Annotated in this window: 10 protein-coding genes; 4 read left to right on the forward strand and 6 right to left on the reverse strand. The window is 31.2% G+C overall.

Going from position 1 to position 12,598, the window contains the following annotated elements; translation table 11 throughout:
- Positions 1-21 precede the first annotated feature (21 nt).
- From HYI43_09990 to nrdI, 6 genes are all read right to left on the reverse strand, one after another.
- Positions 22-804, reverse strand: coding sequence for an ATP-binding cassette domain-containing protein (locus HYI43_09990; protein ID UDI78866.1), 783 nt, complete (start codon positions 802-804; stop codon positions 22-24).
- Complete coding sequence (locus HYI43_09995; GenBank protein UDI78867.1) at positions 801-1,760, reverse strand: iron chelate uptake ABC transporter family permease subunit; 960 nt, start codon at positions 1,758-1,760, stop codon at positions 801-803. The genes HYI43_09990 and HYI43_09995 overlap by 4 nt, the downstream gene beginning before the upstream one ends.
- Complete coding sequence (locus HYI43_10000) at positions 1,750-2,718, reverse strand: ABC transporter permease (protein UDI78868.1); 969 nt, start codon at positions 2,716-2,718, stop codon at positions 1,750-1,752. Before HYI43_10000 ends, HYI43_09995 begins: the two co-directional genes overlap by 11 nt.
- Positions 2,719-2,989: 271 nt before the next feature.
- Complete coding sequence (gene nrdF, locus HYI43_10005) at positions 2,990-3,958, reverse strand: class 1b ribonucleoside-diphosphate reductase subunit beta (protein UDI78869.1); 969 nt, start codon at positions 3,956-3,958, stop codon at positions 2,990-2,992.
- Positions 3,959-4,088: 130 nt separating this feature from the next.
- Positions 4,089-6,194 (reverse strand): class 1b ribonucleoside-diphosphate reductase subunit alpha, encoded by a 2,106-nt coding sequence (gene nrdE, locus HYI43_10010; protein ID UDI78870.1) that lies wholly within the window; start codon positions 6,192-6,194, stop codon positions 4,089-4,091.
- Positions 6,157-6,555 carry a class Ib ribonucleoside-diphosphate reductase assembly flavoprotein NrdI gene (nrdI, locus tag HYI43_10015; GenBank protein UDI78871.1) on the reverse strand — a complete coding sequence of 133 codons (399 nt, stop codon included), beginning with the start codon at positions 6,553-6,555 and terminating at the stop codon, positions 6,157-6,159. The genes nrdE and nrdI overlap by 38 nt, the downstream gene beginning before the upstream one ends.
- A 789-nt stretch (positions 6,556-7,344) precedes the next feature.
- On the opposite strand from nrdI, the gene HYI43_10020 reads away from it, so the two are divergent.
- The 4 genes from HYI43_10020 to HYI43_10035 all read left to right on the forward strand — a co-directional run bounded on the left by HYI43_10020 (position 7,345) and on the right by HYI43_10035 (position 12,564).
- Positions 7,345-8,223: a DMT family transporter gene (locus HYI43_10020; GenBank protein ID UDI78872.1), complete on the forward strand. Its 879-nt coding sequence runs from the start codon at positions 7,345-7,347 to the stop codon at positions 8,221-8,223.
- Between the two features lie 12 nt (positions 8,224-8,235).
- Positions 8,236-8,736: an NADPH-dependent 7-cyano-7-deazaguanine reductase QueF gene (gene queF, locus HYI43_10025; protein ID UDI78873.1), complete on the forward strand. Its 501-nt coding sequence runs from the start codon at positions 8,236-8,238 to the stop codon at positions 8,734-8,736.
- Positions 8,737-9,047: 311 nt separating this feature from the next.
- Complete coding sequence (locus HYI43_10030) at positions 9,048-10,553, forward strand: peptide MFS transporter (protein ID UDI78874.1); 1,506 nt, start codon at positions 9,048-9,050, stop codon at positions 10,551-10,553.
- 322 nt (positions 10,554-10,875) lie between these two features.
- The gene (locus tag HYI43_10035) at positions 10,876-12,564 is read left to right on the forward strand and encodes an IS1182 family transposase (GenBank protein ID UDI78875.1); all 1,689 of its coding nucleotides are present in this window, start codon (positions 10,876-10,878) and stop codon (positions 12,562-12,564) included.
- Positions 12,565-12,598: the final 34 nt, after the last annotated feature.

Below are 12,598 nucleotides of genomic sequence, written 5' to 3' on the forward strand. Positions count from 1 at the left end.
ATTTGAGGTTAAATGATTTAATTATTCCATCGAATCAAATATTGTTTCATCATAATAGAGGCAAATACGTTGTCCTCTAATCTCTTCAATATGTACATCCATTTCATACAATTGTCTTAATATATCTGCTTGAATTACATGATCTCTGATGTCAGCTTTGACTATTTCACCATTTTTTAATGCGATAATATCGTCTGAGTAACATGATGCAAAATTGATATCGTGCAACACGATGACAATTGTTTTATTTAATTCTTTGCATAGGCGACGCAACGTTTGCATAATCTGTACAGAGTGTTTCATATCGAGATTATTTAAAGGTTCATCTAGTAATATATAATCTGTATCTTGAGCAATAGTCATCGCAATATATGTGCGTTGTCTTTGTCCACCAGAAAGTGTTTTTATATTTCTATGTTTAATTTCTTGTAATTGCAGTAAATTTAATGCATAGTCAACTTTTTCATAATCTTCTTTTTTCATGCGTCCTTTTGAATATGGGAAACGTCCAAAGTTTACTAATTGTTCCACTGTAATATTCATCTCAGTATGATTCGTTTGTTTCAAAATACTTAATTTTTTAGCTAAATCATCGTTTTTGTATTCTAAAACGGACTTCCCTTCAATTTTGATTGTGCCATTTTCGTATTCAAATAAACGACTCACTGCTGATAGTAATGTACTTTTCCCAGCTCCATTTGGTCCAATAAGCGAGGTAAGTCTTCCCTTTTTAATATCAACATTAATATTCTTTAATATCGGCTTATTTTGTATCGATTTATCTAAGTTTTTAATTTCAATCAATTTGCACTTCTCCTTTTGATGAGTAGATAAATGAAGTAACTACCACCTACCAAATCAATGATTAAACTAAATTCTGTTGTCGCTTCGAATACATTTTCAACAACCCATTGTGCCATAAATAAACTAATCCAACTTATTAAAATCGTGGCGGGTAATATATATTTATGTTCATATGTTTTCATTAATTCATGCGCTAAATTCACAGTTAATAATCCTAAAAATGTTACAGGACCAACTAAAGCTGTAGAAATAGATACAAGTAATGCAACTAGAATAAGTAATAGTCGTGTCATTTTTTCATAAGATACACCTAGATTTATCGCTTGTGCTCTTCCTAGTAAAAGTACATCTAGATACGGGCGTAGTACGATGGCAATAATAATTAAAATAAATAAAAGAATAGATGATACGACTACTAATCGTGAGTTAGATGCTTCAAAACTAGCAAACATAGCACTTTGAACTGCTAAGAATGACTCTGGATCCATAATCAGTTGTATGAAGCTAGTGATACTGCGGAAGAATGTCCCTAAAACGACACCTACAAGTAATATGAAATACACGGAGAAATGTCCTAGTTTAAATATGCCTTCAAATAGTAACAACGAAAATAGAACCATTGTGATTAATGTAATTAAGAAGTTTAAATAGACATTGGTAACTATTGCTGCTTGTGTACCCACTAAAAATACGGGCAATACTTTGACAAATAAATAGACAGAATCTAGTCCCATAATTGAAGGTGTTAAAAGTCTATTAGTGGTTATCGCTTGAAAGACAACTACTGATGTTCCAATAGCGCCACCGACGATTAAAATTAATATTAATTTTCGTAATCTACTTTCGAATTGATATTGAAATATTTCAAAATCTAAACCTACTAATAGATAGAAAATAGCCATAAAAATCGTTGCAACAATAAGCATTATGATTTTCTTGTTTAAACTAATTGGCATAACTTCTTCTACCTTTCATTAGTAAGATGAGAAAGATGATTGTACCAAAAACGCCGATAGTTAATCCTATATTAATTTCAAATGGATAAACAATGAGTCTACCGACAATGTCAGCAAACAAGACAAAAATGGCACCTAACATCAATGTATGTGGCAGTGTGTTTTTTAGATGATCACCTCTATAGATAGAAATGATATTCGGAACTATAAGACCTAAAAACGGTAACGTACCAACCGTAACAACAACGAGTGCTGTAAGTGCAGCGGTAATAAACAATGCAATGTTAATAATTTTTTCATAACTCACACCTAAATTATGACTGAAGTCTTTTCCCATACCTGCAATCGTAAAATGATTTGCAAAGATAAACGCAACAATAAGCAAAGGTATAACAAGATACAATACTTCGTAACGTCCGCTCGTAATGATTGCAAAGTTACCATTCATCCAGTTACCAATACTTTGCAATGCATTCGTTCTAAGTGCAATAAACGTAGTAAAACTAGATACAATACCGCCAATCATAATACCTAGTAATGGCACAAAGATAACTTCCTTAACGCGAATTAAATTGATTAACTTAACAAAAAGAAAAGTCCCAGCTAAACTTAGTGCAACTGCGAAAAGCAATTTAATTAAAATATGCCCTTTTGGGAAAAAGACAAGTGATAATAAAATACCTAGCTTTGCCCATTCCATCGTTCCAGCTGTAGTTGGACTTACAAATTTATTTTGCATTATTTGTTGCATGATTAATCCTGCTAAAGCAAGTGAACTTCCTGAAAGAAGGATACTAACTGTTCTGGGAATACGGCTTGAGAACAAAATATTCTTTTGTTCTTCACTTAAGTGGAAAATATCTGTTAGAGACAGTTCGCTCACTCCAACAAATAAAGAGGTTATAGTTAAAATCACTAACAAAATAAAGAAAACATAACCTTTAAATAAAATCTTCATTAGTAATTCCCCTTAACTTATGTAAAATATTAAGTTATTAATCAGACTTAACGATAATGATTATCATTGTCGTTAATACTAATTTTAAATATAACATCAGGTAATTTCAATAGCGTTTTAACATATTATTAAAAATTTATATAAAATGATACATACTTTTACTATTATTTATTTAACTTAAACTCATGCAAAAAAAAGTCGCTAGATAAAGTATTGAAAATTTCAACACTCAATCTAGCGACCCTAATGTTTATTAATGATTACTCGTTATTTAATTATCAAAGATAAAATCTTCATCTTGTAATGCTTCTACATTTAATGCCAATGTATATCCATCACCTTTAACGGAGAAGAAGTCATGATTTTTCGTAGAAGTGTCTAAGGCATTTTCAATAATTGGATTAAATTCTTTTTCTTCAAAGTAAGGTTCAAAGCCTAAATTAGATAATGCTTTATTGCCGTTATATTGAACGTAATTCAATACATCCTCACTTAAACCAATATCATCGTATAACATATGTGTGTATGAGACTTCGTTGCTATATAATTCTTCAAGTAGCTTGTACATTTCTTTGTCTGCTTTTTGCTTTTCATTCTCAGAAAGTTCATTACGTAAACTTTGGGCATCTAAACCAGTAAATACGCCATGTATAGACTCATCTAATAGAATCTTTCTGATGATTTCTCCAGAAGTTGTCATCTTACCTTGACCAGCAAGATATAGAGGATAATAAAAGCCAGAATAGAATAAGAATGTTTCTAAGAATACACTTGAAACTCTTGCAATATATTGATCAAATATAGAGGCTTCTTTCCCCCATAATTTATGATAGTTTTCAATAATTTTATCAGATTTGTATTTTAAATGAGGTTCTTCAATTACCCAAGTGTCTAATAAATAATTTGTTTCACTAGATGGAAGTAATGTTGTAAAGATATGTGAATAGCTCTTAGCATGAATTTGCTCCATCATAGCCATAAATGAATATACAGCTTTTTTACGTAAATCAGTAGTATGTAGCATGATTAATGGCATACCATCATCTGCTTGATGCGTATCCAAACCTGTTAAACCTGCTAGTGCACGTTTGAAAGTATTCTTCTCGTCATCTGTTAGTGTCTTCCAACTTGCTATATCTTTTGATACTTTAAATTCTGTTTCTACCCACATTTGAGAGATATTTTGACGCCAAAACATATTTGTCATATCTTCTTGGGTATTCCAATTGACGGCCTTCATTTAAAAAATCCTCCTTTTATCCTAAAAAACCTTAAATTACATTATTTAAAGGGGCAAGGGGGTACCAACTATTGAAATTGGATTCTCCCTTTTCCCCTCTATCATTTCTTATCAATATAAGTCTTGAAAATTAAATTGCACAGCTTGTACATTCTTCTACACTTAACAATTTATTACGTGTATAGTATAAAGATTTAAGTCCTTTATGATGTGCATAAACATATAATCTTGATAACTCACGAGTTGAAATTTCAGAATTTACATATAAAATTGTTGAAATACCTTGGTCCACATGAGTTTGGATTGTGGCAATTAAATCGATTAATTTCATTTGGTCAGTATTAAATGCTGATTTATAATACCACATTGTTTCTGGAGATAAAAATGGCATTGGATAGAATGTTTCAGCATTACCATACGTACGACGTTCAATTTGATCAACAATTGGCATTACTGAGCTTGTTGCATTTTGCACATATGAAATACTTTGCGTTGGTGCAATTGCAAGTCTATAAGCATGGTATAAACCATGTTGTTGAACTTGTTCTTGTAAAGCTTTCCAATCACTAGCAGTTGGAATATCAATATGATCAAATAAGCGTTTTACTTTTTCAAATTTTGGTTCAAAGTCTTGAGATGTATAGAACTCAAAATATTTACCACTAGCATAATCTGATTGGTCAAAGTCTTGATATACTTCGCCACGTTCTTTCGCAATCTCCATTGAACGTTCAATTGAGTAATAATTCATCATCATAAAGAAGATATTTGCGAAATCTTTCGCTTCTTCTGACTCATAACCAATTTTATTTTTAGCTAAGTAACCGTGTAGGTTCATAACACCTAATCCAACAGAGTGTAATTCACTATTCGCTTTTCTTACACCAGGTGCGTTTTGAATATTCGCTTCGTCACTCACTACTGTCAGTGCATCCATACCTGTGTGCACTGAATCTCTGAACTTACCAGTTTCCATTACATTTACAATATTTAATGAACCTAGGTTACAAGAAATATCACGTTTAATTTCATCTTCAATCCCATAGTCATTAATTACTGAAGTTTCTTGTAATTGGAAGATTTCTGTACATAAATTACTCATTTTGATTTGACCAATATTTGAATTCGCATGCACTTTATTAGCATTATCTTTAAACATTAAATATGGATAACCTGATTGTAATTGCGTTTGAGCAATCATATTTAACATTTCTCTTGCATCTTTTTTCTTTTTCACAATATTTGGATTAGCAACCATATCATCATAATATTGCTCTAAATCAATATCATCTAATGTTACACCATACTCTTGTTTAACAGTATGTGGTGCAAACATATAAAAATCTTTACCTTCTTTAGCTAAATCGAAGAATTTTGAAGGGACGATAAGTCCAGTTGAAATTGTAGACAAACGTAAATCTTCATCAGCATTTACCTTTTTAGTATCTAAGAATTCTTCTACATCATAGTGGAAGATATTTAAATATACAGCCCCTGCTCCTGGACGTTGACCTAACTGATCAGCATAACTAAATCCGCCCTCTAATGCTTTAGCAACAGGCAACACGCCTTTAGCTACACCTTTAATACCTTTGATTGCCTCGCCACGAGCACGTAATTTAGATAAATTAATCGCGACACCGCCACCAATTTTACTTAGTTGTTTAGCAGTTGAATCGATAAAATTAATTGAATTTAAACTATCATCAACTTCTAATAAGAAGCATGATACAAGTTCGCCACGACGAGCTCGACCTGCATTTAAAAATGTAGGTGTTGCTGGCTGATAACGTTGTTCAACCATAGCTAAAATAAATTGTTTAGCTTGTTGTTTATCTCCATCAGCTAAGTAGAGCGCAACTATTGCAACATGTTGATTGTAATCTTCAAGATATTGCGTTTTATCGTTTGTTTTTAATGCATAATCTTTATAGAACTTACTCGCAGACATATAGCTCGCAAATTCAAAATTAATAGATTTAGCAAATTCTGTAATTTCGACTAAATCTTCCTCACTATATTTATCGAAGACATTAAAATAAAAATTATTGTCAACTAGATAGTGTAAACGTTCAATTTCGCTGTCAAAGTAAATTGTTTTATCATGGATTTCTTCTAAATAGACGTTTAATGCTTCTTGATCCTTTTCTAAGTTAAAGAAACCATTATCTTTACGTTTCGTAACTTCATTATTCAGCTCAATATGATTGTATTTTTTCTCGTCCATAATTTTCATTGAAATGCCCCACCTTATTTTTAAATTCTATAACGTCTTTATTAGAACCTTGTACTTCAAATTTCATCAATAGCGGTACTTGGTATGATTCAGAAATTGTTTTTCCTGCTTTAGCGAAGTTTTGACCCCAATTACGGTTACCGCTTGCTGCTACTGCACGTAAATTGTGGTGATTAACTTCTAAAAATGATTGTACTTCTTGAGGCACCTCACCAAATCCAATCGTCCCAGTAACTAATATATATGGTTCATTAAGTAAATCTTTACAATTTTCTTTCGTAATTTCCATTACATCAGTTAGTTCACTTCGTTTGATAAATCTTCGAACATTACCAGAAAAAGAGAAATAAACTACCTTCATTGGAACGCCTTCTTTCGTCAATCTAATAATTAAAAAGAAGCTCTCTTAATTGATATAAGAAAACTTGTTAAAAATTAATACGATATATTTGCGCAACATTTTATTAAGATGTTTACAAGTTTTAATTAATTAGCTATAAATAGTGACTTTGATAGTTTAACCACTACATATAGTGTTCAAACTAAAATATCAATAACATTGTTCTAATTAACTCGTTCGTATTAATAGCATTGATTTCGTGAAATTTCTACAATATTAAGTGTGAAATTTCTTTTAAAATGAATTATTCATATAACACATTTATTTTCTAAAAACACAACATGTTGTGTTTCGTTTATAAAACCAATACTATATTCTGTGTTTCATTATACAGAATTGCTTTAATAATTAAAAGTCACTATTTAGTGACAATAGTTCGGGAAAACGTTTAAAAGTGCGTCATAACGAACTTAAATTCACTTTAAAATTTTATTTTATTTTTACGAGTTATTTTACTTGCTTTTTCTCGATGAAATTGGATTATTGAATTATCAGCGTTCATGCTGCACAATTATTTGCTAAACTAATAGATTTTATACAATTATTCTAAAATTATTAATTTTTTACTTTGAAAACACGAATGAAACACGAATATTTATTATAAAACTTGAGTTCATTGTTTAATATGGGGAACATTTGTTCGTATTAAAATAATAATACATCTTGTCTTTCATTGCAAGTACTTATGCAAGCACTATTGAATTATGCTACTATATATAAGGTAATTTTTTGAAAATGAGGCGATTAACCTTGAATCCAAAAGTGAAGGGAATCATTGCAATCTTAATCTCTGCCGTTGGTTTTAGCTTTATGTCTGTGTTCTTTAGACTCGCAGGTGATTTACCAGTTTTTCAAAAATCATTAGCTAGAAATTTTGTTGCAATGTTTATTCCATTGTTTTTCATATTTAAATATAAACAGCCTATGTTCGGGAAACTAAGTAGTCAACCACTATTAATTTCTCGTTCTACATTAGGTCTTATTGGTGTGTTATTAAATATATATGCAATAGATCATATGGTATTAAGCGATGCGGACACATTAATGAAATTAAATCCGTTTTGGACAATTTTGCTAAGCTTAATCTTTCTACATGAAAAAGTGCGTAAATATCAAATTATCGCTATGATTGTTGCTATTTTCGGTATGCTATTCATTGTTAAACCTGAATTCTCTTCAACAATGATTACATCATTAGCTGGCTTATTCTCAGGAATCTTTGCTGCTTCTGCATATACTTGTGTACGTGCTTTGAGTACAAGGGAAGCACCCTATACGATTGTATTTTATTTCTCATTATTCTCAGTTATTGTTTTAATTCCATTTTCTATTGCAACATTTGAACCTATGACTACAATACAAATGGTTTACCTATTAGGCGCAGGTCTTTCTGCTGCTGTAGGACAAATTGGCATTACACTTGCTTATAGCTTTGCGGCTGCGAAAGATATTTCAATCTTTACGTATGCATCTATTATCTTTACTGCCCTATTCGGCTTTATCTTATTTGGTGAAACACCAGATTTTTATGCAGTTATCGGTTACGTCATTATCATTGGTGCAAGTTACTACATGTTTGAAAAGGCTCGTAGACAAAACAGTTTGCCTAAACAACAATCTAAAAATTAAGGAGTGATAATATTGACAAAAGGTAGACAAAAAGAAGAATTAAAAGATATTACCCTTTTAGGTAATCAAAACAATAAATATGAATTCGATTATACGCCAGAGGTATTAGAAACATTTGATAATAAGCACCAAGGTAGAGATTATTTTGTTAAATTCAACTGTCCGGAATTCACATCACTTTGCCCAATTACAGGACAGCCTGACTTTGCAACCATCTACATTTCATACATTCCTAATATTAAAATGGTCGAATCTAAATCACTAAAATTATATTTGTTTAGTTTTAGAAATCATGGTGACTTCCATGAAGACTGTATGAATATTATTATGAATGACTTAATTGATTTAATGGATCCTCACTATATTGAAGTTTGGGGTAAATTCACACCACGTGGTGGAATTTCTATCGATCCGTATACAAACTATGGCCGTCCAAATTCTAAATATGAGAAAATGGCTGAACATCGATTAATGAATCATGATATGTATCCAGAAAAAATCGATAATAGATAAGTATAAATGCAACTATTCCACTAAATCACTACAATATTTAGTGGAATTTTTTGATTTTAGTAACATTTTATCTAAATTCACTATTGCCTATTAAAGAATTAAAGCGTATTTTATTAATATCATTTAAAATTACATAAGAGTAAGATAATACGAATTTGTTAAACTTATTCTCATTAATTTAAAAATATCAATTAATTGACTGAAAATTCTAAAAATTTCTATTTTTAAGAAATTACTTATTCCTTTTGTATTTTCACTAAAATATACATATTTATTTTTCAGTCTTTAGGAAAAGAAAGGTTGGGATACTTATGGCAACAAATAATTCCCATGAACAAGCTGTTCAAACAATACCCCAGAGAGGATTCTTCGGGCACCCTAATGGTTTAGGCGTACTTTTCTTTGTAGAATTTTGGGAGAGATTTAGTTACTACGGCATGCGTGCCATGCTTATCTTCTACATGTACGACCAAATTAAAAACGGTGGCTTAGGCATTGACCAAACAACGGCAATGTCAATTATGTCAGTATATGGGGCATTGATTTACATGTCTTCTATTCCTGGCGCTTGGGTTGCAGATAGACTCTTTGGTACACGTGGCGCCACATTAATAGGTGCAGTACTGATTATTATCGGACATATTTGTTTAAGTTTACCGTTCGCAATGTTTGGCTTATTTGCATCAATGTTCTTTATCATCATAGGTTCTGGTTTAATGAAACCAAATATTTCAAATATCGTTGGACGTTTATACCCTGAGAATGACACACGTATGGATGCTGGGTTCGTAATCTTCTATATGTCAGTTAACTTAGGTGCCTTAATTTCACCTATCATCTTGCAACACTTCCTAGATATCAAAAATTATCATGGCGGTTTCTTAATTGCTGCGATTGGTATGGCTTTAGGTTTAGTGTGGTATATGATTTTTAATAAGAAAAATTTAGGCAATGTGGGTATGAAACCAACTAACCCATTATCAGCAGACGAAAAAAGAAAATATGGCTTAATCGTCGGTATCATTGTAGCAATCATCGCGATTGTATTAGTAGCTACATATTTCACAAATACTTTATCATTCGATCTTATTAGTAATACTGTTTTAGTACTCGGTATCGCTTTACCAATCATCTATTTCACGACTATGATTCGCAGTAAAGACGTTACTGATGTAGAACGTTCACGTGTTAAAGCGTTTATCCCCTTATTCATCCTTGGTATGTTATTCTGGGCAATTCAAGAACAAGGTTCAAACGTTTTAAATATCTATGGCTTAGAACGTTCTGATATGCAAATGAATTTATTCGGTTGGAAGACTGCTTTTGGTGAAGCTTGGTTCCAATCAATTAACCCATTATTCATTTTATTATTCGCACCAGTTGTATCTGCTATTTGGTTGAAAATGGGTAAAAAACAACCAAGTCTACCAGTTAAATTTGGTATTGGTACATTATTAGCAGGTGCTTCTTACATCTTAATGGGACTTATTGGCATGAGTTATGGAGATGCTCATTTCTCAGTTAACTGGGTTATCCTTTCTTACGTCGTATGTGTAATCGGTGAATTATGTTTATCACCTACTGGTAATAGTGCAGCAGTTAAATTAGCACCTAAAGCATTTAACGCTCAAATGATGAGTATTTGGTTACTAACAAATGCATCTGCACAAGCACTAAATGGGACATTAGTTAAATTAATTAAACCATTAGGTCAAACAAACTATTTCATCTTCTTAGGAAGTGTCGCTATCGTAGTAACAATTATTATTTTAGCTTTCACTCCTAAAATTTCTAAAGCGATGAAAGGTATTCACTAATTACCTTTTTACTGATTCTAAGAAGTAAATTAAATATTCAAACCATTAATAAGAGTCTGGGACATAATTCCTAGAGAAATAGCCAGTAAATGAGTTTTAACAAATTCATTTACTGGCTTCTTTATTTACAATACTCCGTATTGTTGGCTCGCTTTCTTAGGGGACAGCTTCAGCCTGTAGTCTTCAGCTTGTCCTGTTCCCTCAAGAGTCTCGCCAAAATACTTTGTATTTATATGTAATTTTACATTGTAATACTTTAAAAAAATAAAGCACTTTCGTATAATTTAATAAACATCACTAAACTAAATTAACGAGGTGCCTTATGTATAAAAATTATAACATGACTCAACTTACTCTACCAATGGAAACTTCAGTTCTTATCCCCACAAATGATATTTCACGACATGTAAATGATATTGTTGAAACAATTCCTGACAATGAATTCGACGAATTCAGACATCACCGTGGTGCAACTTCGTACCATCCTAAAATGATGTTAAAAGTGATTCTATATGCCTACACACAATCTGTATTCTCAGGTCGTAAAATAGAAAAAATGCTTAATGATAGCATCCGAATGATGTGGCTATCACAAAATCAAAAACCTTCTTATAAAACAATTAATCGATTTAGAGTAAATCCAAAAGTAGATGCTTTATTAGAATCTTTATTTATTCAATTTTACAGTCAGTGTATAAAACAAAATCTTATAGATGATAAAGCTATTTTTATTGATGGTACAAAAATTGAAGCAAATTCCAATCGATATACATTTGTATGGAAAAAGAGTATTCAAAACCATGAATCAAAGATGAATGAGGATTCTAAAGCCCTCTACCATGAATTGGTAACCAATAAAATCATACCGGAAATCAAAGAAGATCATGATAATGAATTAACAAAAGAAGAAATAGATTTGATTGGTAGTCATTTAGATAAAGAAATCGAAGATTTAAACCAACATATCAACAATGAAAAATGTACTAAAACAAGAAAACAAATACGTCTCAAAAGAACTAAAATCAAAAAATACAAAAAGCAAATCAATGATTATTCTGAGCGAAAGTATCGATACGAATTTCAAAAATCTATTTTAAAGGATAGAAATAGTTATTCTAAGACAGATCATGATGCGACATTTATGAGAATGAAAGAAGATCACATGAAAAATGGACAACTTAAGCCAGGGTATAATTTACAAATAGCGACAAATTCCCAATTTGTTTTATCTTATAATGTGTATCAAAATCCAACGGATACTAGAACGATGATTCCATTTTTAAATTCAATTCAAGAGACCTACGGTCATTTACCTGAATATATTGTAGCTGATGCAGGTTATGGTAGTGAATCAAATTATATGGCAATTATAGATGACTTTAATCGAACGCCACTCATAACATATGGAATGTTTATAAAAGATAAAACTAAAAAATATAAAAGTGACATCTTTAATACTCAAAATTGGGACTATGACGAAATTAATGACGAATTCATTTGTCCGAATAATAAACGGCTAGGTTTTAAAAGATATGCCTATCGTCATGATAAGTATGGTTACAAGCGAGACTTCAAATTATATGAATGTGACGATTGTTCAGAATGTCCTCTGAAAAATCAATGTATGAACTTCAATTCAAAAACAAACAAAAAAATAATGAAGAATTATAACTGGGAATATTTTAAATCCCAAATTAACAAAAAGCTTTCAGAACCAAAAACAAAAAATATCTACAGTCAAAGAAAAATTGATGTGGAACCTGTTTTTGGATTTATGAAGGCTATTTTGGGTTTCACTCGGATGTCTGTCCGAGGACTCAATAAAGTCAAAAGAGAACTTGGTTTTGTATTAATGGCACTTAATATAAGAAAAGTAGTAGCTCAACGAGCTGAAAATAATCAAAAAATTTATAAAAAAGACAATTTCTATATTATTTCAATAGAAATTGTCTTTTATTCACTTATCCAAGAACTTTATGTCCCGGACTCTTATTCTAGTACTTATCTGTAAAATGAAGTCACAATATTCAACAGGAGTATTATCG

This window comes from Staphylococcus taiwanensis (assembly GCA_020544305.1).
In the GTDB taxonomy this organism is placed as follows: Bacteria; Bacillota; Bacilli; order Staphylococcales; family Staphylococcaceae; genus Staphylococcus; species Staphylococcus taiwanensis.